Source organism: Acidiphilium cryptum JF-5 (assembly GCF_000016725.1).
In the GTDB taxonomy this organism is placed as follows: domain Bacteria; phylum Pseudomonadota; class Alphaproteobacteria; order Acetobacterales; family Acetobacteraceae; genus Acidiphilium; species Acidiphilium multivorum.
On sequence record NC_009484.1, the window covers coordinates 1,592,699 to 1,612,086 of the forward strand.

At 66.7% G+C, this 19,388-nt stretch carries 19 protein-coding genes; 9 read left to right on the plus strand and 10 right to left on the minus strand.

Going from position 1 to position 19,388, the window contains the following annotated elements; translation table 11 throughout:
* Nucleotides 1-20: 20 nt before the first annotated feature.
* Nucleotides 21-1,055 carry a polyprenyl synthetase family protein gene (locus ACRY_RS09580; RefSeq protein WP_011942240.1) on the minus strand — a complete coding sequence of 345 codons (1,035 nt, stop codon included), beginning with the start codon at nucleotides 1,053-1,055 and terminating at the stop codon, nucleotides 21-23.
* Nucleotides 1,056-1,148: 93 nt separating this feature from the next.
* On the opposite strand from ACRY_RS09580, the gene ACRY_RS09585 reads away from it, so the two are divergent.
* A complete protein-coding gene (locus ACRY_RS09585) occupies nucleotides 1,149-1,355 on the plus strand; it encodes a DUF2007 domain-containing protein (RefSeq protein WP_007422958.1) in 207 nt (68 codons plus the stop codon).
* Entirely contained in the window at nucleotides 1,352-2,071 is a 720-nt protein-coding gene (locus ACRY_RS09590) for a tRNA1(Val) (adenine(37)-N6)-methyltransferase (protein ID WP_011942241.1), read from the plus strand. Before ACRY_RS09585 ends, ACRY_RS09590 begins: the two co-directional genes overlap by 4 nt.
* 8 nt (nucleotides 2,072-2,079) lie before the next feature.
* Here ACRY_RS09590 and ACRY_RS09595 read toward each other — a convergent pair whose 3' ends face one another.
* Complete coding sequence (locus ACRY_RS09595) at nucleotides 2,080-2,547, minus strand: host attachment protein (RefSeq protein ID WP_011942242.1); 468 nt, start codon at nucleotides 2,545-2,547, stop codon at nucleotides 2,080-2,082.
* Between the two features lie 225 nt (nucleotides 2,548-2,772).
* On the opposite strand from ACRY_RS09595, the gene ACRY_RS09600 reads away from it, so the two are divergent.
* Entirely contained in the window at nucleotides 2,773-4,266 is a 1,494-nt protein-coding gene (locus ACRY_RS09600) for an acetyl-CoA hydrolase/transferase family protein (RefSeq protein ID WP_011942243.1), read from the plus strand.
* Between the two features lie 45 nt (nucleotides 4,267-4,311).
* Here ACRY_RS09600 and dnaN read toward each other — a convergent pair whose 3' ends face one another.
* Complete coding sequence (gene dnaN, locus ACRY_RS09605; RefSeq protein WP_007422952.1) at nucleotides 4,312-5,436, minus strand: DNA polymerase III subunit beta; 1,125 nt, start codon at nucleotides 5,434-5,436, stop codon at nucleotides 4,312-4,314.
* A gap of 198 nt (nucleotides 5,437-5,634) precedes the next feature.
* On the opposite strand from dnaN, the gene ACRY_RS09610 reads away from it, so the two are divergent.
* From ACRY_RS09610 to ACRY_RS09620, 3 genes are all read left to right on the plus strand, one after another.
* Nucleotides 5,635-7,368 (plus strand): ABC transporter permease, encoded by a 1,734-nt coding sequence (locus ACRY_RS09610; protein WP_007422951.1) that lies wholly within the window; start codon nucleotides 5,635-5,637, stop codon nucleotides 7,366-7,368.
* 9 nt (nucleotides 7,369-7,377) lie between these two features.
* Nucleotides 7,378-8,697, plus strand: a complete 1,320-nt coding sequence (locus tag ACRY_RS09615) for an AAA-associated domain-containing protein (RefSeq protein ID WP_007422950.1) — start codon at nucleotides 7,378-7,380, stop codon at nucleotides 8,695-8,697.
* A gap of 69 nt (nucleotides 8,698-8,766) precedes the next feature.
* The gene (locus tag ACRY_RS09620; protein WP_011942244.1) at nucleotides 8,767-10,215 is read left to right on the plus strand and encodes a class II fumarate hydratase; all 1,449 of its coding nucleotides are present in this window, start codon (nucleotides 8,767-8,769) and stop codon (nucleotides 10,213-10,215) included.
* Here the strand turns inward: ACRY_RS09620 and ACRY_RS09625 are convergent.
* Nucleotides 10,134-11,102 (minus strand): LysR family transcriptional regulator, encoded by a 969-nt coding sequence (locus ACRY_RS09625; RefSeq protein ID WP_011942245.1) that lies wholly within the window; start codon nucleotides 11,100-11,102, stop codon nucleotides 10,134-10,136. The genes ACRY_RS09620 and ACRY_RS09625 overlap by 82 nt on opposite strands.
* A 98-nt stretch (nucleotides 11,103-11,200) precedes the next feature.
* Here ACRY_RS09625 and ACRY_RS09630 point away from each other — a divergent pair, with 98 nt between their 5' ends.
* Together ACRY_RS09630 and ACRY_RS09635 are read left to right on the plus strand one after the other, a co-directional pair.
* Nucleotides 11,201-11,626 (plus strand): DoxX family protein, encoded by a 426-nt coding sequence (locus tag ACRY_RS09630; RefSeq protein WP_007421898.1) that lies wholly within the window; start codon nucleotides 11,201-11,203, stop codon nucleotides 11,624-11,626.
* Complete coding sequence (locus ACRY_RS09635; RefSeq protein WP_011942247.1) at nucleotides 11,626-12,408, plus strand: DODA-type extradiol aromatic ring-opening family dioxygenase; 783 nt, start codon at nucleotides 11,626-11,628, stop codon at nucleotides 12,406-12,408. The genes ACRY_RS09630 and ACRY_RS09635 overlap by 1 nt, the downstream gene beginning before the upstream one ends.
* Here ACRY_RS09635 and ACRY_RS09640 read toward each other — a convergent pair.
* The 6 genes from ACRY_RS09640 to ACRY_RS09665 all read right to left on the minus strand — a co-directional run bounded on the left by ACRY_RS09640 (nucleotide 12,384) and on the right by ACRY_RS09665 (nucleotide 17,985).
* Nucleotides 12,384-13,625 carry an MFS transporter gene (locus tag ACRY_RS09640; protein ID WP_011942248.1) on the minus strand — a complete coding sequence of 414 codons (1,242 nt, stop codon included), beginning with the start codon at nucleotides 13,623-13,625 and terminating at the stop codon, nucleotides 12,384-12,386. The two genes, ACRY_RS09635 and ACRY_RS09640, sit on opposite strands and share 25 nt — an antisense overlap.
* A 29-nt stretch (nucleotides 13,626-13,654) precedes the next feature.
* Entirely contained in the window at nucleotides 13,655-15,184 is a 1,530-nt protein-coding gene (gene mctP, locus ACRY_RS09645; RefSeq protein WP_007421895.1) for a monocarboxylate uptake permease MctP, read from the minus strand.
* Nucleotides 15,185-15,195: 11 nt separating this feature from the next.
* On the minus strand, nucleotides 15,196-15,402 hold the full coding sequence (locus ACRY_RS09650; protein WP_007421894.1) for a DUF3311 domain-containing protein: 207 nt from the start codon (nucleotides 15,400-15,402) through the stop codon (nucleotides 15,196-15,198).
* An 84-nt stretch (nucleotides 15,403-15,486) separates the two neighbouring features.
* A complete protein-coding gene (gene gmk / locus ACRY_RS09655; RefSeq protein WP_011942249.1) occupies nucleotides 15,487-16,068 on the minus strand; it encodes a guanylate kinase in 582 nt (193 codons plus the stop codon).
* On the minus strand, nucleotides 16,061-16,969 hold the full coding sequence (locus ACRY_RS09660) for a YicC/YloC family endoribonuclease (RefSeq protein WP_011942250.1): 909 nt from the start codon (nucleotides 16,967-16,969) through the stop codon (nucleotides 16,061-16,063). The genes gmk and ACRY_RS09660 overlap by 8 nt, the downstream gene beginning before the upstream one ends.
* Nucleotides 16,966-17,985 carry a site-specific DNA-methyltransferase gene (locus ACRY_RS09665; RefSeq protein ID WP_172637347.1) on the minus strand — a complete coding sequence of 340 codons (1,020 nt, stop codon included), beginning with the start codon at nucleotides 17,983-17,985 and terminating at the stop codon, nucleotides 16,966-16,968. Before ACRY_RS09665 ends, ACRY_RS09660 begins: the two co-directional genes overlap by 4 nt.
* A 206-nt stretch (nucleotides 17,986-18,191) precedes the next feature.
* Here ACRY_RS09665 and ACRY_RS09670 point away from each other — a divergent pair, with 206 nt between their 5' ends.
* Nucleotides 18,192-18,962: an enoyl-CoA hydratase-related protein gene (locus ACRY_RS09670; protein ID WP_011942252.1), complete on the plus strand. Its 771-nt coding sequence runs from the start codon at nucleotides 18,192-18,194 to the stop codon at nucleotides 18,960-18,962.
* Nucleotides 18,963-19,388 lie beyond the last annotated feature (426 nt).

The following is a 19,388-nucleotide window of genomic DNA, read 5'->3' on the forward strand; positions in this document are numbered from 1 at the left end:
CGTCTCTCCGGGTAGCGGGTTCAGCGATGGCGGGAGACGGCATAATCCGCCGCCTCCATCATCAGGGCGCGCAGCGGATCGTCCGGCAGCGTGGCCAGTGCGTCCTTCGCCTTGCGCGCGAATGCGTCGGCCTCGCGGATGGTCTGGCCGATGGCGTCATGCCTGCGGATCAGATCGAGAGCTGTGGCGAGATCGGTTTCGGTCTGCTCGCCGTCCTCGATGGTACGGCGCCAGAACGCGCGCTCAGGACCATCGCCCGCCGCATAGGCCACCAGGACCGGATAGGTCAGCTTGCCCTCGCGGAAATCGTCGCCGACGGTCTTGCCCAGTTCGTTCTGGTCGGCCGCATAATCGAGTGCGTCATCGACGAGCTGGAACGCCATGCCGAGCGCCGCGCCGTAGCAGGCAAGCGCGCCGCACACCGCAGAGTCACGGTCGGCAACAACACCGCCCACCTCGCACGCCGCCGCGAACAGCGCCGCGGTCTTGCCCTCGATCACCTTGAAATAGCGCGGAATGTCCGTGCTGAGATCATTCTGGGTCGTAAGCTGGAGCACCTCGCCCTCGGCGATGGTAGCCGAGGCGTTGCAGAGAATTCGCAGCACGTCCAGCGAGCCGTCCTCGACCATCAGCTCGAAGGCACGGGCAAACAGGAAATCCCCCACCAGCACCGAAGCCTTGTTGCCAAACACGGCGTTCGCGCTCGCGAGCCCGCGGCGGAGGCCGCTTTCATCCACCACATCGTCATGCAGCAGCGTGGCTGTGTGGATGAATTCGACACAGGCGGCGAGGTGGATATGCCGCTCGCCGCGATAGCCGCAGAGACGCGCCGCGGCGAGGGTGAGAAGCGGCCGCAACCGCTTGCCACCCGCGGCGATCAGATGCGCAGCAAGTTGCGGGATCAGCTCCACATCGCTCGCCATGCGCGCGAGGATGGTGCGGTTCGTTTCCGTCAGATCGTCCTGAAGGACCACCGCGAGGCGATGCAAGGCATCTTCCTCCGGACGCGTGCGCGCCGTTCCGGCATCCTGTCCCGAGGTCAGCAGCCCATCCACAGCCGGTATCAACCTTGTGTTTCCATCTGGATCAGGACAGCATATCGGCGCGGGGGACAGAGGGTCAAGGCGGCCCGCGGGGAAGGAGACCGCATGGAAACGATCGTTGCGTCGACGGATACGATCCGCCTCAGTTTCCTGATGGCGCTCCTCCGCGATGCCGGACTCGCCCCGGTGCTGCTGGATCAGAATATCGCCGCGATCGAGGGCAATATCGGGGCGTTTCCCCGCCGGATCGCGGTTGCGACGGACGAGGCGGCGCAGGCTCGCCGCATTCTGCGCGAGGCCGGCGAGGCATGAGGCTTACCGAAGGCACCTTGCTTGCCGGTCGCATCCGCTACACCCAGGCCACGACCGGGCATCGGACCGGAATCGAGCCCGTGCTGCTCGCCGCCGTCGTGCCGGCACGGCCGGGCGAACGGGTGATCGAGGCGGGAACCGGTGCCGGCGCCGGTCTTCTCTGCCTCAGCTATCGCGTGCCCGAACTCCGCGGGGTCGGCATCGAGCGGGATCCGGAACTGGCTGCCCTCGCGCGCGACAACCTGCGGACGAACGGCTTCGAGGGCACCACGATCATTGCCGCCGACATCACCGGCCCACCGCTCACCGGCCCATTCGACCATGCCTTCGCCAACCCGCCCTGGCGCCCGGTCGCCGACACCCCCTCGCCCGATCCCGGCCGCCGCCTCGCCTACGAGGCGCCCGGCGATCTGCTGCCGGCCTGGACCGCGTCTCTGACGCGATTGCTGCGTCCGCGCGGCAGCCTGTCGCTGATCCTCCCCGCGGCATCGCTCGATACCGCGCTCGAGGCGGCGCGCGCGGCGGGCTGCGGATCATTGCGGATCCTGCCGCTCTGGCCACGTGCCGGGAGGCCGGCGAAGCTGTTCATTCTCCGGGCAATTCGCGGCGGGCGCGGGCCGACCGTGCTGCTACCGGGCCTTGTGCTGCACGAGGCCAGCGGCTTCAGCGAGGCCGCCAATCTCGTGCTCCGCGACGGCGCGGCCATCGACCTCTGAGCGGGCGATCACAATCGCGCGGGATGAATTCCGGCCGGCAGTACCGCTTCCAGATGCGGCCAGAGTTCCTCATCCGGCACCTTGACGAGGTCGTGCTCGACGGTGCCGATCAGGTTGCGCGCCGGCAAGGGCGCCAGCGCGTCGCGCAGCGTCGGTATCAGCCGCGCAGGCGCAGCAAGGATCAAACCGCCGAAGCTGCCTTCGGGCAGCGCATTGAGTTCCGACGCCACGGTTCGGGCGAAGGCGATCTTTTCCGACTCGTGCGGGTCATGCCGCGGCTCAACCGCGTGATGCGCCGTCGAGCCGGTGTGGAACGATGCGCCCGGCCCATCGCTGCGCAGTTCGGAGGAACGCAGATGCGCCGCCACCGATTCGAATGTGCGCTCGGTCTTGAGCTTGCCTGGGGGACGGAACCGCACGAAGCGCGCCTGCGCGCCATCGGCAATCACGACGAGGAGGTCTTCGCTGCTGGACATCGCTACACTCCGAATGGTCTTGACGAGACGATTCTAGGAGCAGGTTACGCGGGCGGAAATCACTCGATCGGGTAGGTTTGCCGGCCGACGGCCTTGTCCGCAACGCAGCCATGTCCCCAGGCCGGCTCGTACGACCCGATCCTTGATCTGCCTCAATGAAACGTTCCGAAACGATCGGCAAAGCGCTTGCTCAAGAGGCGTGGCAACGCGGGGAGTTGAAGCGGAATGTATCGTGACCGGATCAGGCTGGAGACGCTCTGGGGCAAGGTGATGTCGGCCGAGGAGGCCGCGCTGTCGATCAGGGACGGGATGGTGATCGGCATGAGCGGTTTCACCCGCGCCGGAGACGCCAAGGAGGTACCGGTGGCTCTCGCCGAGCGCGCCCGGCGCGATCCACTGCGGATCACGCTGATGACCGGCGCCTCGCTCGGCAACGATATCGACAAGACGCTGTCCGAGGCCAACGTGATCGCCCGCCGCATGCCCTTCCAGGCCGACCCGGCCCTGCGCCGCCGCATCAATGACGGCGAGGTGATGTTCATCGACCAGCATCTGTCCGAAACGGTGGAACAGCTGCGCGCACGCCAGCTTCGCCCGGTCGACATCGCCGTGGTCGAGGCGACGGCGATCAACGAGAAGGGCGGCATCGTGCCCACCACCTCGGTCGGCAACGCCGCGAGCTTCGCCGTGCTGGCGGAGAAGGTGATCGTCGAGATCAACATGACGATGCCGCAGGAACTCGAAGGCCTGCACGACATCTATTTCCCCTCGCGCCGCCCCTATCGCGAGCCGCTCGGGGTGATGCGGCCGAGCGACCGGATCGGCCTGCCCTATGTGCCGATCGACCCGCAGAAGATCATCGGCATCGTCATCACCAGCAAGGCCGACAGCCCCTCGCGCATCGAGCCGCCCGACGAGGACACCGCCGCGATCGCCGGGCACCTGCTGGAATTCCTCGACCACGAGGTGCGCGAGGCCCGGCTCTCGCCCTCGCTGATGCCGTTGCAGGCCGGCATCGGCAGCATCGCCAACGCGGTGCTGCACGGCTTCACCGAAAGCCGGTTCAGCAACCTCACCATGTATTCCGAGGTGTTGCAGGACAGCACGATCTCGTTGCTCGACAGCGGCCGCCTTGTCTTCGCCTCCGGCTCGTCGATGACGCTGTCGAAGCCGCTCTACGAACGGGTGCTCGGCGATATCGGCCGCTACCGCGACCGGCTGGTGCTGCGCCCGCAGGAAATCAGCAACCATCCCGAAATCGTCCGCCGCCTCGGCATCATCGGCATCAACACGGCGCTGGAGGCAGATATCTACGGCAACGTGAACTCCACCCATGTCGGCGGCACGCACATGATGAACGGCATCGGCGGCTCCGGCGATTTCGCGCGGAACGGCCATCTCTCAGTGTTCGTCACCAAGTCGCTGGCCAAGGGCGGCAAGATCTCCAGCATCGTGCCGATGGTCTCGCATGTCGATCATACCGAGCACGACGTGGACGTGATCGTCACCGAACGGGGGCTGGCCGACCTGCGAGGCCTTGCCCCGCGCGAGCGGGCGGCGCTGGTCATCGACAACTGCGCGCACCCGCTCTACCGCGACGCGCTGCGCGACTATTTCAACGAGGCCGCACGCAGCCGTGGCGGGCAGACGCCGCATCTGATCGAACAGGCGCTGTCCTGGCACGCCCGCCTGCGCGAGAACGGCTCCATGCAGGGGTGAAGCCTCCGGCGCCGCGCCCGGAGGCCCCGGCGCGGCACCGCGGGGTCAGACCCGCATCGGCATGAGAACGAAAATCGCGCTCTCGTCGCCGGCGGCGCGCACCAGGGTCGGCGCCGCGCCGTCGGCGAAGCAGAACTCCACCTTGCCCTTGATCTGTTCCGTCACGTCGTTGAGGTAGCGGGCCTGGAAGCCGATTTCGAGCGGGGTGGCACGGTATTCCACCTGCTCGGCGTCGAGTTCCTCGGTTGCCGTGCCCTGGTCGGGGCTGGTCGCCGAAAGCACCAGGAGGTCGCGGCCGACGGAGAGTTTGACCGGCTTGTTTCGCTCGGAGGTGATCGCCGAGACGCGCGCCACTGCGGCGGAGAAATCGGCGGTCTCGACGCGCAGTATCTTGTCGTTGCCCGTAGGGATCACCTTCGAATAATCGGGATAGGTGCCGTCGATCAGCTTGCTGGTCATCCGCATGGTGTCCAGCTCGAACTGGATGCGGGTTTCCGAGAGCGCGATCGAGACATCGCCGGAGACCTCGTCGAGCAGCTTGCGGATCTCGTTCACCGTCTTGCGCGGCACGATGACGCCGGGCATCCCCGCGGCGCCCTCGGGCAGCGGCTCCTCGACGCGGGCGAGACGATGCCCGTCCGTCGCCACGGCGCGAAGCACCGGCACTCCCTCCGACTCGGCGGCATGAAGATAGATGCCGTTGAGATAGTAGCGGGTTTCCTCGGTCGAGATCGCGAAGCGCGTGCGGTCGATCAGCCCGCGCAGCGCCTGCGCCGGCACGGCGAAGCGATGCGTCAGCTTGCCGGCATCGAGCTTGGGGAATTCGTCGGTCGGCAGCACCACGAGCTTGGTGGCGTAGCGTCCTGCCCGCAGCGCGAGCGGCGCGTCACCGCCCGGATGGTCGAGCTCGATCTCGGCGTTGTCCGGCTGGCGGCGCACGATCTCGTAAAGGGTCGCCGCCGGCGCGGTGACAGAGCCGTCCCTCATCGTCGTCGCGGCGACCTCCTCGATCAGCGCGATCTCCAGATCGGTCGCGGCGATGGTCAGCCGGCCTTCCTTCACCGACAACAGCACATTGGCCAGGATGGGAATCGTGTTGCGTTTTTCGACAACGTTCTGAACATGGGCCAGCGCCTTCAGCAGCGTTGCCCGATCCGCCTTGAGCTTCATGCGATCCTTCCAGTCAGCCTGACCGGGCTGCCTCAGCACCCGGGTCTCGCTGCATAGCCCAGTTCGAACCGGAATTGAACCATCCCGCCGCCCGATGGTGGGTGACAGCGGCGAAAAGCCGGGCTAAGGCAGGGTCCGCGGGGTGCAGCGCCCGGCTTCAGTTCGACAATCGGCAATGATTTCAACGCGGATCGGCTCATGACCAGACCAGTCCCGCCCGCCCTTGTTCATGGCCGCCGGCTGCCCAATACGTGGGACGTCGCGGCGATGGCACTCGTCTTCGCCCTGCTGATCGGGGTGGCGCACGTCGCGCAGGGCACGATGGCGCCCCTCGCGCGGATGAAATCGGGCCATATTCACCTGAATCCGGCGTGGCTGCCCGGCTACGCATTGCGCACGACGTTGCGCATGTTCGCTGCCCTGCTCGTCTCGCTCGGCTTCACCTTCACGGTCGCGACACTGGCCGCGAAGAGCCGGCGCGCCGCAATCATCATCATCCCGATCCTCGACATCCTGCAATCGATCCCGATTCTCGGCTTCATTTCCTTCACCGTGCTGTTTTTCCTGCATCTTTTCCCGGGACAGGAACTCGGCGCGGAACTCGCGGTGGTGTTCGTCATCTTCACCAGCCAGGCCTGGAACATGGCCTTCAGCTTCTATCAGTCGCTGACCACCGAACCGGCGGATCTGGTCGAGGCCTGCCGCAGTTTCGGCCTGACACCCTGGCAACGCTTCTGGCGACTCGACGTGCCGTTCGCCGTGCCGGGCCTCGTGTGGAACACCATGCTATCGATGTCCGGCGGCTGGTTCTTCGTGGTCGCGTCTGAGGCGATCACGGTCGGTCACACCACCTTCACCTTGCCGGGGATCGGCTCCTACGTTGCGGTCGCGCTGCAGCACCGCGATTTCGCTGCCATCGTCTATGCGCTGCTGGCCATGCTGGTGGTAATCCTGCTCTACGACCAGTTGCTGTTCCGCCCTCTTGTTGCCTGGTCGGGCAAATTCCGGTTCGAAACCGTGCCCTCCGCCGGCGAGACGGAACCCTGGGTCCTCCGCCTGCTGCGCCGGACCTTTCTTCTCCGCGCCGCAGGGGACTGGCTGAGCGACCAGTTTGCCCACGTCGTCCGCCTGCGCCTCGGCAGGGCCGACCGGAAGTTCGGGTCCGCCGGCCTCGACCGCGCCACCGGACGGATCGGCGACGCCGCCTTTTATGCGGTCGTGATCATCGCGGCCGGCGCCGCTGCCGCACAAGTGGTCGAGTTCTGCGCGCGCACGATGTACTGGAGCGATCTTGCCCAGTGCGTCGTGCTCGCCTTCTACACCCTTGCCCGCGTCATCGCGGCTTTGGTGATCTCCTGCGTGATCTGGGTGCCCGTCGGCGTCTGGGTCGGGTTCAGGCCGTGGGCAACGCGACTGGTTCAGCCAGCCGCGCAGTTCCTCGCCGCCTTCCCCGCCAACCTCGTCTTCCCCGTGGTGGTTGCCGGAATCGTGCATTTCCGCCTCGCGCCAAACATCTGGCTGACACCGCTGATGATCCTCGGCACACAGTGGTACGTCCTGTTCAACGTCGTCGCGGGTGCCGCCGCGCTGCCAGGCGACCTGAAGGAAGCGGCTTCGAATTTCCGCCTGAGCGGGCTTCTCTGGTGGCGCCGGCTCATCATCCCCGGCATCCTGCCCTATTTCGTTACCGGCGCACTCACCGCGACCGGCGCGGCATGGAATGCCTCGATCGTTGCCGAGGTCGCCTCATGGGGCCATACCACGCTGGTCGCGCGTGGGCTCGGCGCCTATATCGCGCAGGCGACCATGGCCGGGAACACCAGCCGCATCGTGCTCGGCGTGGCCGTGATGGCGGCTTTCGTGCTCGGCTTCAACCGGCTGGTCTGGCGCCCCCTCTACGCCTATGCCAGCCGGCGCACCAATTTCGGATAAGGAGGAGAGATGGACCAGCAAACCGCGCCCGGCATCCTGCTCGATGTCCGCAACTGCCGGCAATCCTATCCGAAGGAAGCCAACAGCGAACTGGTCGTGCTCGACGACGTCAACGTGACGCTGCGCGAGGGCGAGATCGTCGGCCTGCTCGGCCGCTCCGGCTCGGGCAAGTCGACGCTGCTGCGGATCATCGCCGGCCTGCTGCGCCCGACCCGCGGCGATGTGTCGTGGAAGGGTGCGCCGGTGCGCGGCCCGGTGCGCGGCGTCGCCATGGTGTTCCAGAGTTTTGCTCTGTTTCCGTGGCTCACGGTGCAGGAAAATGTCGAGCTCGGGCTGGAGGCGCAGGGTGTCGCCCGGCGCGAGCGCGAGGAGCGCGCCGAGGAGGCGATCGACCTGATCGGCCTCGGCGGTTATGACGGCGCCTACCCCAAGGAACTCTCGGGCGGCATGCGCCAGCGCGTCGGCCTCGCCCGCGCGCTGGTCACCCATCCCGACCTGCTGCTGATGGACGAGCCGTTCTCGGCGCTGGACGTGCTGACCGCCGAAACCCTGCGCACCGACCTGATCGACCTCTGGTCGGAGGGCAAGCTTCCGGTCAAGTCGATCCTCATCGTAACTCACAATATCGAGGAAGCGGTATTGATGTGCGACCGCATCCTCGTCTTCTCGTCCGATCCCGGGCGGGTCGCGCACGAATTGCGCGTTCCCTTTCCACACCCGCGCAACCGGCTCGATCCGGCCTTCCGCAAGATGGTGGACGACATCTACGCGGTGATGACGCGGCGCAAGTCGCCGGCGGACCTGAAGGCCGAGGCCGCCCACCCGGCGACCGGCTTTGCCACGCCGCTCCACCCGATCGGCACCAACCTGATGTCCGGCCTGATGGAAACGCTCGCCGCCCCGCCATATGACGGCCGCGCCGACCTGCCGGCCCTCGCCTCCGTGCTGCAATACGAGGCCGACGAATTGTTGCCACTCGGCGAAACCCTGCAACTGCTGCGCTTCGCCGAACTTGAGGATGGCGATATCCGCCTGACCGAGCAGGGCCGGACCTTCGTGAATGCCGATACCGAGGAGCGCAAGAAGATCTTCGCCGCCGCCGCCCTCGCCAACGTGAAGCTGGTCGCCGCGATCCGCCAGGTGATCGACGAACGCTGGAACCATCGCGCCTCCGCCGTCCGCTTCCGCGACGAACTGGAAGATCACATGTCGCCCGAACGCGCCGAGGAAACGCTGCGCACCGCGATCTCCTGGGGCCGCTATGCCGAGATCTATTCCTACGACGAGGAAGCCCAGCAGTTCAGCCTCGAGGATATCGAGGAAGAATAGGGCCGTCTGATCCGCTTCGCCGCAATCGAGCCGCTTTAACCGGCGGGGGCGGCACGCCATCTGCTCTCGATGAGCACCGGAGCAGAAAGACTGCGTGACGTGCCGGTCGGCATCGATGCGACCGGCACCCGCACCGAGCATGATTCGATGGGCGCGATCGAGGTGCCGGCGGATCGCTACTGGGGGGCCCAGACCCAACGCAGCCTGCGCCATTTCGCCATCGGCGAACGGATGCCGACGGCGCTCTACCGCGCCTATGCGCTGGTCAAGAAGGCGGCGGCCGAGGCGAATGCCGAGCTTGGCGCGCTGCCCGGCTGGAAGGTGGCGGCGATCGTCCGCGCCGCCGAAGAGGCGATGGCGGGCGCACTCGACGATCATTTCCCGCTGCATGTCTACCAGACCGGCTCGGGCACGCAGTCCAACATGAACCTCAACGAGGTGCTGGCCGCGCGGGCGAACCAGCTGCTCGGCGCCGAACCCGGCGCTCGAGCGCCGATCCATCCGAATGACGACGTCAACCGCTCGCAATCCTCCAATGATACCTTTCCCGCGGCGATGCATGTCGCGACCCTCGCGGCGCTAGACGAGGATCTCATTCCCGCCATCGACGCGCTCGCCGGCGCCATCGAGGCGAAGGCCTTCGCGTGGATGGACATCCCCAAGACCGGCCGGACCCATCTGCAGGACGCGGTGCCGCTCACCGTGGGCCAGGAATGGTCGGGCTATGCGCACCAGCTTAGCGATGCGCTGGCGCGGGTCGGGGCATCGCGCGGCGGGCTGCTCGAACTCGCCGCCGGCGGCACCGCGGTCGGCACCGGCCTCGCCGCCCCCGCCGGCTTCGGCCGGGCGATCGCCGCACGAATCGCCGCGATCACCGGCAAGCCATTCGTTACCGCCCCGAACAAGTTCGCCGCGCAAGCCTCGCTCGATGCGATGGTCGCGACGATGGCCGCCCTGCGCGGCCTCGCCGTAGCACTGATGAAAATCGCCAACGACATGCGCTGGCTCGCCTCCGGCCCCCGCTGCGGCATCGGCGAACTCCTGCTCCCCGAGAACGAGCCAGGCTCCTCAATCATGCCCGGCAAGGTGAACCCGACCCAGTGCGAGGCGCTGGTGATGGTCTGCATCCAGACGATCGGCGATGACGCGGCGGTTGCCTTCGCCGGCAGCCAGGGCAATTTCGAGCTGAACGCGATGCGGCCGCTGATCATCAACAACGTGCTCCGCACCTGCCGGACCATGACGGAAGCCTGCACCGCCTTCCGCCGGTTTTCGGTGGAGGGGACCGCGCTGAACCGCGCGCGGATCGACGAACAGCTCGGCCGCTCGCTCATGCTGGTCACCGCGCTGAGCCCGGAAATCGGCTATGATCGCGCCGCCGCGATCGCTCATCACGCGGCGGAACACGGCCTGACGCTGCGCGAAGCGGCAACCGGCTATGGCGGCGTCGACCCCGCGACGTTCGACCGGCTCTGCGATCCGGCAAAACTCGTGGGCTCAGGACTGGCGGGCGCCTGATCCAGCCCGGCAAAGACAGGCTCCGCCGCGCGCATCCTGGCCGCCAGCGCATCGGCAACGGCGCGGATGCGCGGCACGTCGCGCGTATCCTCGTGCTGCACCAGCCAGATTTCCCGCTCCGGCAGCGGCGGTGAATCGATCCGCGTCAACCCCGCGCCGGCGGCGACGTGGTGCCCGAGCACAGCGATGCCCAGCCCGGCGCGGGCGGCGGCGAGCTGGCTTACCCGGCTGTCGGTCCTGAGGGCGACAGCCGCCTTCGGCGCCATCGCCGCCAGCGCGTCGAGCTCCGGATAGGCGCCGGTCTCGTCGCGCGACAGGATGAGCCGATGGCCCTCGCCCTGGCTGCCCGGCCAGGCCGGCACGCTGCGCGCGGCAAGATAGGTTTCGCTCGCATATAGGCCGAACGATACCGTGCCGATTCGCCGCCCCCGCAACGACTGCCCACGCGGCCGCGCGAGACGGAGGGCGAGATCAGCCTCGCGCGCAGCGAGCGAGAGGGTACGGTCATCGGCGATCAGTTCCACCACGATGCCCGGATAGCGGTCGGCAAGATCGGCCAAGGCAGGCATCAGCACGGAGGGCGCAAAATCGCTCACCGTCGTCAGGCGCACGGTGCCTTCCAGCCGCACATCCCGCCCGCTCACCGCCCGCTCGGCCGCCAGCGCCGCCGTCTCCATCCGCTCCACCTCGGCGCGCGCCGCCTCACCGGCGGCGGTCAGCCGGAAGCCGCGCGGCGTGCGTTCCAGCAGCCGCACACCGGCCCGCGCCTCCAGCGCCGCGAGCCGCCGTCCCATCGTCGATTGCCGTACGCCCAGCCGCCGCGCCGCCGCCGACAGCGTGCCCTCGCGGGCTATGGCGAGAAAGCTGCGCAGATCGTCCCAATCCATCGTCACTCCTATGCGAATCCGCATGACGATAACCAAAGAATTGGATATTAACCAACCATTCTCGCATGGTTATCTGGGGGGTGAAGGAGATTACGCACATGGACTCGACAATCGACACCCGAACCGCCGGCTACGGCGCCCTGCTGCTCCGGCTGACTCTGGGTTTCCTGTTCTTCGCCCATGACTGGCTGAAATACGCCATCTTCACACCTGCCGGGACGGAACATTTCTTCGCCAGCCTCGGTCTGCCGGGCTGGTTCGGCCTGTTCGTCATGCTGTGGGAACTGGCGGCCGGCATCGCGCTGGTGCTCGGGATATGGGCGCGGCTCGCCGCGCTACTGATCGTGCCGGACCTGATCGGCGCCATCGCGCTGGTGCATATCCATAACGGGTTCTATTTCACGGCGAAGGGCGGCGGATGGGAATATCCCGCGTTCTGGGCCATCGCCCTCGTGGTGCTCGCCCTGATCGGCGATGGTCCTTATGCCCTCGTCCCCACACCGTTCGGCCGGAGGACCGCGTGATGCAACCCTCGCTCTTCGTCAGCCACGGCTCGCCGATGCTGGCTCTCACAGAAACCCCGGCGAGGATGTTCCTCGCCGGACTTTCCGCCACCCTGCCCAGACCGCGCGCCATTCTCGTCGTCTCCGCGCATTGGGAGACGGCAGAGCCGATGGTCAATGCGGTGGTCCGCAACGAGACCATCCACGATTTCTTCGGCTTCCCCCGCGCGCTCTACGAACTTTCCTATCCCGCGCCGGGCGATGCGGCGCTGGCGCAGCGCATTGCCGGGCTGCTCGGCGAGGCCGGTTTTCCCACCGGGCTCGACCCCGCGCGCGGCCTCGACCATGGCGCCTGGGTGCCGCTGCTACTGGCCTGGCCCGCGGCCGACATCCCTGTACTCCAGCTCTCGGTACAGACCCGGCTCGGCCCGCGCCACGCCTTCGACATCGGCCGGGCGCTGGCGCCGCTGCGGCGTGACGATGTGCTGATCGTCGGTTCCGGCAGTTTCACTCACGACCTGCGGCGCTTCCGCGGCCAGCCGGTCGACGCGCCGGAGGCGGAGGATGTGACGGCGTTCAGCGCCTGGATGGACGCGGCCATTGCCGACAACGACATCGCCGCCCTGCTCGACTATCGCGCCCGCGCGCCGCATGCGCGCGACGAACACCCGACCGAAGAGCATCTGCTGCCGCTCTTCACCGCGATCGGCGTCGGAGAGGGCAGCGCGGCACGGCGGCTGCACAACTCGACCGAGCACGCCATCCTGCGGATGGACGCCTACGGGTTCGGCCTGCCGGCCTGATACCGCACCGCCCAGCGCAGCGGAATCAGCGAGGCGAGCAGCAGCAGGCCGGCGACGACGAGGGCGGTGCCCGAGCGCGGCACGTCCGCCGTGCCGTCAGGCCCCAGCGTCGCCGCGTAGATCGTGGTGAACAGCAACGGGCCGACCAGCGCGGTCAGCCCGTTCAGGCTGGCGAGCAACCCCTGCAGCCGCCCCTGCTCGCGCCCGCCAATCCGGTGCGCCATGATCCCCTGCACCGCAGGCATCGCCAGCCCCCAGGCCGAGAGAACCGGTACGCCGATCCAGAAAATCCGCGAATCGGGCGCGAGACCGAACAGCACAAACCCCGCGGCGCCGCCGATCAGGCCAAGGATAAGCGTTCTCGGCTCGCCAAGCCGGCGCACCATCGGCCCGACCACAACGCCGCCGACCACGGCAAACCCGACCCCGGCGGCGGCGAGGGTGGCGCCGATCAGCTGTGGGCGCCAGCCGAACCGCTCCTGCACGTAAAGCACCATGACCGAAGGCACCGCCTGCAGCGCGAGCGTGCCGAGCGCATAGATCGTCGCGGGCGCGGCCACGCCCGGCCGGCGATAGAAGCGCAGCGCATCCAGCGGGTTGAGGCCCCGCCAGCCGATCCGCCGGCGGCGGCGCGGCGCGAGCGATTCCGGCAGCGCCACCAGACCGTAGAGGAAGTTGGCGAGGGAAAGACCTGCGGCGAACCAGAACGGCAGGCGCAGCGAAACCGCGCCGAGCAGACCGCCCAACGCCGGTCCGAGCACAAAGCCGATCGCCGCGGCAACGCCCGAGACGCCGAACGCCGCCGCCCGCCGCTCGGGCGGCGTGACATCGGAAATATATGCATTCGCGGCGGCGATGTTGGCCGAGGAAGCGCCGGAGAGAATCCGCCCGGCGAGCAGCCAGCCGACCGATGGAGCCAGCGCCATCACGGTGAAATCCACCGCCTGGCCGAGGCAGGAGAGCAGGATCACCGGCCGCCGGCCGAACCGGTCGGACAGCGCGCCAAGCATCGGCGAGGCAATGAACTGCATCGCCGCCCAGGCGGCACCGAAGGCGCCGAACACATGCGCGCTCAGCCCGGCGCCCCCGCCGACCAGCCCGGTGATGAGCGCGGGCAGGACCGGCAGCACGATCGCCATGGCCAGCATGTCCAGCAGGATCGTGGCCATGATGAAGCCGAAAGCGGCCCCGCGCCTGCGGGACGTGGAACCGCTCATCGACACTGGCGCGAAAGACGCACCATCCCTCAGGCGTAGTCGGCGCTGGTGGTCACGTCGCGCGTGCGGTCCGACTTGATGGCGTGGAACACCGGCGATAGCGCGGTGGCCACGATCACGTTCACGACGAAGGTGGCCAGCGCAATGTAGCACGGATAGGTCATCCCACCGATGTGGAACGGATAGATCGCGCCCTTGAGATGGTTCAGCAACGCGAAATGCGTCGCAAGGCCGATGCCCACCGCCCAGCCGACCAGCAACGCCCATCCGTTGTAGAACCGGGTGAACAGGCTGAATACGATGGCCGGAAAGATCTGGATCATCCACATGCCGCCAAGCAGCTGCAACTGGATCGCGTACTTCAGCGGCAGGCCGAAGATGAACAGCAGCGCTCCGATAATCATCACGATCGAGAACAGCTTGGCGATCTGCGATTCCGCCGCCGCCGATACGCCGGGGGAGACGAATTCCTTCCAGATGTCGCGCGTGAAGATGTTCGCCGAGGCAATCGCCATGATCGCGGCAGGCACCAGGGCGCCGATCGCGATGGCGGCAAAGGCAATGCCGACAAACCAGCCCGGCAAGGTATGGATCAGCAGCGCCGGCACGGCGAAACTCGGCCCATAGGCTTTGAAGCCCGCGGCGAACTGGGGCAGCGCGGAAACGCCGGCTGCCACCGCCATGGCGCCGAGCAGGGTGATCAGGCCGAGCATCAGCGAATAGGCCGGCAGGATCACCGCGTTTTTTCGCACCGTCTCGCTCGAGCGCGACGACAGGATGCCGGTCAACGCGTGGGGATACAGGAACAGCGCCATCGCCGAGCCGAGTGCCAGCGTCGCATAGCCAGAATAAAGCCCGGTGGTATGCGGGCCTGGCTTCGGCAGCAGCAGCTTGGTGGAGGCGATCTTCGCGAAAATATGTCCGAACCCGCCCAGCGAGGCCGGGATCGCGAAGATCGCCACGATGATGGTGAGGTAGATCAGCGTGTCCTTGACCACAGCGATCATCGCCGGCGCGCGAAGGCCCGACGTGTAGGTGAAGGCGGCGAGCACGAGGAAGGCCAGGATCAGCGGGAGATGACTGCCGAACCCGGTACCGAGGTTGAACGCGCCGATGACCACCTGCATGCCGACAAGCTGCAACGCGATATAGGGCATGGTCGCGATGATGCCAGTGATACCCACCGCAAGCGCAAGCCAGCGGTTGCCATAGCGGCCTCTGACAAACTCTGGCCCGGTGACGAAACCGTATTTGGCGGCAACCCGCCACATTTTCGGAAACACAACATACAGGATCGGATAGGCGACGATGGTGTATGGCACCGCGAAGAAGGCGATGGCGCCTGCGCCGAACATCAGCGCGGGCACGGCAATGAACGTATAGGCCGTATAAAGATCGCCGCCGATCAGGAACCAGGAAATCAGCGTGCCGAACTGGCGGCCGCCAAGCCCCCATTCGTGAAGCTGGTCGAGGTCACCGCCGCGCCAGCGTGCAGCGAAGAACCCCAGGATGAGAACGCCGACCACGAGGACGGCGAAGACGATACCGGCTATGAGCATGGCGACGTTCCTTAGCTTTCGGCGCGCCAGACGATCCAGATGATGACCGACGAGATCACCACCCAGGCGAGCTGGTACCAATAGAAAAAGGGAAAGCCTAGCACGGCGGGCTTGGCATGATTGAAGAACGGCACCCAGAGCGTTGCCACGAAAGGCACAAGCAATAGGAGCCGCCAAGGCGTTGAGCGCGGCTTGCGCTCTGAATTTTCCTCGGCCACGACATCTCTCCGCATAAAGTGATGTTCGTTTTTATGAAAAACGTCATCGCTCTTTAGGCGCACTTGCCTCTGACAGGCAAGCATTCATGCCATACGAGACGCCATCAGCCGCGCCGCCCGCAGGATCGCCGAAAGATCGCCAAGAGCCGTATCGAAATCGTTGTTTTCGATGATGAAATCGAATTCGCCCTGATGCGCGAGTTCGTCCTCGGCCTCCTCCATCCGCATCGCGATCGCGGCGGGATCATCGCCACGCGCCACAAGGCGGCGATGAAGTTCCTCAAGGCTGCTCGTGCGGATGAATACGCCAACCACATCGCGCGGCAGCGCGGCCCTGAGCTGGCGAAAGCCCTGCCAGTCGATATCGAACAGGATGTCCCGGCCCGCCGCCAGCATCTCCCCGACATGCGCGCGCGGCGTGCCGTAGGACCGGCCGAACACCGTCGCATACTCAAGGAATTCGCCTGCCGCGACCATGCCCGCAAACTGTTCCGGGGTGCGGAAGAAATAATGCACCCCCTCCTGCTCGCCATCGCGCGGCGCGCGGGTGGTGGCGCTGATCGACAGCGACAGCCGTGAATCACCGGCAAGCAACGCCCGAGAGAGCGACGTCTTGCCGGCGCCAGAAGGCGCTGCAAGCACGAGGCAGAGGCCGCGCCTATTCAATGTTCTGAACCTGTTCGCGCAGCTGCTCGATCGTTGCCTTGAGGTCGAGCCCGATGGCGGTCAGTTGCAGCGACGCCGACTTGCTGCACAGCGTGTTCGCCTCGCGGTTGAATTCCTGCATCAGGAAATCGAGCCGGCGGCCGACCGGCGCCGACTCGGCGAGTAACGCATGCGCCGCCTCGACATGCGCATCCAGCCGGTCAAGTTCCTCGCGCACGTCAGATTTCGTGGCGAGCAGCGCGATTTCCTGGGCCAGCCGCTCCTGCGGCACCGGGTCGGAATCGCCGAGCAGATCAGCCAGCGCGCCCTGCAGCCGGGCGCGGTGCTGAGCCGCCTGTTCCGGTGCATGAGCACGCGCCGCGGCGACCAGGCGGCGGATCGCGCCGAGCAGATCCGCGGCGATTACGGCAAGCCGACCGCCCTCGTCACGCCGCGCACGATCGAGCGCTTCGATGGCAACATCGAAGCCGGCGGCCAGAGTGGCGGCAAGAGCCTCTTGCCGGGCGGCCTCCGCATCTTCCGCGACATCCTCGGCGGGAGCGGGACGGATGACGCCAGGCAAGGCCAACAGCGCCTCGGCGCGCGGCACCATCGCACCCGGAATCCGCTCCGACAATGCAAGCGCATGGCGCAGGAGCCCTTCCAGCGCCGCCTCGTCCACCATCATCGCCGCCTGGGACTCGCGCTTCAACGTCAGCGTGGCGGACACATTACCGCGCTTCAACCGCTTGCCGGCCACCTCGCGCAGCGCCGGCTCGAGCCCATCCAGCCCCGCGGGCAGGCGCAACCGAAGATCGAGCCCGCGACCGTTCACGCTGCGGATTTCCCAGACGAAACTGGCATTGTCGTGGCTGCCCGCGTGGCGGGCAAAGCCGGTCATCGAGGCAAGGGTGGAGGTCATGGACGCAACGTTTCGCGCACATGATCAAGTGCGACAAGCCTCCCCTCGCGCTCGATATGCCAGAACGTCCAGCCATTGCAGCTTGCGGCGTTCTGAACCGCGGCACCGACCTGATGGATCGAGCCGCGATGCGCGCCGGCGATGATGCTGGCATCCGCCGCGACCGTGGCGCTCACCCGCCGCAGCCTGTCATGCAGCAATGTGCCTGGCGGGACCAAGCCGCGCTCGACCAGCACGCCGAAGGCGATACGCGGCGCCTCTCTGCGGCTCGGCATCGGCCTGGTCAGATGCGCCGGCGCCGCCCGCATTTCCCGCAGCCGCGCCCAGCCGGCCTCGACGTAGGCGGGATGACGCTCGATGCCGATGAAATGCCGGTTGAGCCGCTTGGCCACCGTCGCCGTCGTCGCGGTACCAGAAAACGGGTCCAGCACCACGTCGTCCGGGTTGGTCGCGGCCAGGATCACGCGGTGCAGCAGGGCCTCCGGCTTCTGGGTCGGGTGCAGCTTGAGGCCGTGCTGGTTGCGCAGCCGCTCGCCGCCGGTGCAGAGCGGAATCGTCCAGTCGCTGCGCATCTGGGTATCGTCGTTGAGCGATTTCATCGCCTGATAGTTGAACCGGTAACGCGATTTCGGCTCCCGCGCCGCCCAGATCAGCGTTTCGTGCGCATTCGTGAAGCGCCGGCCGCGGAAATTCGGCATCGGGTTGGTCTTGCGCCAGATCACGTCGTTGAGAATCCAGAACCCGAGATCCTGCATGATCGCGCCGAGGCGGAAAATGTTGTGATAGGAGCCGATCACCCAGATCGTCGCGTCCTTGTGCATCAGCCGCCGCGCCTCAGAGAGCCAGGCGCGCGAGAATTCGTCATAGGCCGCGAAATCGGTGAACTTGTCCCAGTCGTCGTCAACACCGTCGACCACACTGTCATCCGGCCGGCGCAATTCGCCACGGAGTTGCAGGTTGTAGGGCGGATCGGCGAAGACGCAGTCGATCGACGCATCCGGCAGCATGCGCATCATCTCGACGGCATCGCCAAGCAGAAGCTGATCGAGCGGCAATTCGCGAACGGCGGTCAAGGGCAATTTGGGCCTCGGTCTGTCTCTCCCCCCTATACCTGACGAACGCGCCGTGGTCGCGTCAATGGCTGATGCGCACCCGGACCGACCTTGCGGCTTGCATCCGGGGTCAAATCAGCCATCCTGACGCCAGCAGAGCGGAGGATTCCATGCCCTACGAGATGATTGTGACCGAAACCGACGGCGCCGTGGCCGTCATCCGGCTGAACCGCCCGGAGTCGCTGAACGCGCTGTGCGACCAGTTGATGAGCGAACTCGCCGACGCCTTGCGCGGCTTCGATTCCGACAAGTCAATCCGCTGCATCGTGCTCACCGGATCGGACAGAGCGTTCGCCGCCGGCGCCGACATCAAGGAAATGCAGAACCGTAGCTGGCCCGAAACCGGCCTCGACGATTTCATCGGAAAATCATGGGAAGTCGTTACCACGACGCTCAAGCCGGTGATCGCGGCGGTATCGGGCTATGCGCTCGGCGGCGGATGCGAGTTGGCGATGATGTGCGACATCATCATCGCGGCCGACACGGCGAAGTTCGGCCAGCCGGAAATCGCCATCGGCGTGATCCCCGGTGCCGGCGGCACCCAGCGCCTGACCCGCGCCATCGGGAAATCCAAGGCGATGGAGATGATCCTGACCGGCCGGATGATGGATGCCGAAGAAGCCGAACGCGCCAACCTCGTCGCCCGCGTGGTGCCGGCCGCGGACCTGATGCCGGAGACGATGAAGCTAGCCAGGCGCATCGCCGGCATGTCTCCCGTCGCCCTCCTCCAGGCCAAACGCAGCATCAACGCCGCCTTCGAGACCATGCTGGCCGAGGGTGTGAGATACGAGCGGGCGAGCTTCCTTCCGCTGTTCGGCACACCCCACCAGCGCGAAGGCATGGCGGCCTTCATCGAGAAGCGCAAGCCGGACTTTTCATAGCTCCCGGACGGCTCAGACAGGGAACTGGACGGAGAACAGCCGGTCGGAGGGGCCGTCCAGCTTTCTACCGACCGCCCCCTGCCGCCTTTGCTGCGATTGCTGCCAGCGTCTTGCAGAGCGGGGTCAGGACGGCCGAGCACCACGGCAGGGTTGCCTTCCGCCGAGGCCGCAAGACCTGCCCCGTTTCGGAGATCGCACGCAAGCCGCAACCCGGTGAACCGCGAGCGCCTTCCCGGGTGAAGGAACTTGGGCTAGGTCGGGCGCACGCACCCATTTGATTTTGCCATCGAAGTGCTGCGGACAATTATCTGATTTATAATGAACTTCCTGATATATTCCCCGACCGCGCAGGCAACGGGACAAAATCCTGGGATGGGGGCGACAGGCGCTTGCGGTCTATTGCCGGACGTCACCCGCGATATCATC

Bases quoted from the DNA above. Each gene is read 5' to 3' on its own strand.
- ACRY_RS09660 (WP_011942250.1), bottom strand. From the start codon at position 16,969: ATGACCTCCACCCTTGCCTCGATGACCGGCTTTGCCCGCCACGCGGGC.
- ACRY_RS09620 (WP_011942244.1), top strand. From the start codon at position 8,767: ATGAGCACCGGAGCAGAAAGACTGCGTGACGTGCCGGTCGGCATCGAT.
- ACRY_RS09630 (WP_007421898.1), top strand. From the start codon at position 11,201: ATGGACTCGACAATCGACACCCGAACCGCCGGCTACGGCGCCCTGCTG.
- ACRY_RS09670 (WP_011942252.1), top strand. From the start codon at position 18,192: ATGCCCTACGAGATGATTGTGACCGAAACCGACGGCGCCGTGGCCGTC.
- ACRY_RS09600 (WP_011942243.1), top strand. From the start codon at position 2,773: ATGTATCGTGACCGGATCAGGCTGGAGACGCTCTGGGGCAAGGTGATG.
- ACRY_RS09665 (WP_172637347.1), bottom strand. From the start codon at position 17,985: ATGATGCGCATGCTGCCGGATGCGTCGATCGACTGCGTCTTCGCCGAT.
- ACRY_RS09585 (WP_007422958.1), top strand. From the start codon at position 1,149: ATGGAAACGATCGTTGCGTCGACGGATACGATCCGCCTCAGTTTCCTG.
- mctP (WP_007421895.1), bottom strand. From the start codon at position 15,184: ATGCTCATAGCCGGTATCGTCTTCGCCGTCCTCGTGGTCGGCGTTCTC.
- dnaN (WP_007422952.1), bottom strand. From the start codon at position 5,436: ATGAAGCTCAAGGCGGATCGGGCAACGCTGCTGAAGGCGCTGGCCCAT.
- ACRY_RS09640 (WP_011942248.1), bottom strand. From the start codon at position 13,625: ATGAGCGGTTCCACGTCCCGCAGGCGCGGGGCCGCTTTCGGCTTCATC.
- ACRY_RS09590 (WP_011942241.1), top strand. From the start codon at position 1,352: ATGAGGCTTACCGAAGGCACCTTGCTTGCCGGTCGCATCCGCTACACC.
- ACRY_RS09595 (WP_011942242.1), bottom strand. From the start codon at position 2,547: ATGTCCAGCAGCGAAGACCTCCTCGTCGTGATTGCCGATGGCGCGCAG.
- ACRY_RS09625 (WP_011942245.1), bottom strand. From the start codon at position 11,102: ATGGATTGGGACGATCTGCGCAGCTTTCTCGCCATAGCCCGCGAGGGC.
- ACRY_RS09615 (WP_007422950.1), top strand. From the start codon at position 7,378: ATGGACCAGCAAACCGCGCCCGGCATCCTGCTCGATGTCCGCAACTGC.
- ACRY_RS09610 (WP_007422951.1), top strand. From the start codon at position 5,635: ATGACCAGACCAGTCCCGCCCGCCCTTGTTCATGGCCGCCGGCTGCCC.
- ACRY_RS09635 (WP_011942247.1), top strand. From the start codon at position 11,626: ATGCAACCCTCGCTCTTCGTCAGCCACGGCTCGCCGATGCTGGCTCTC.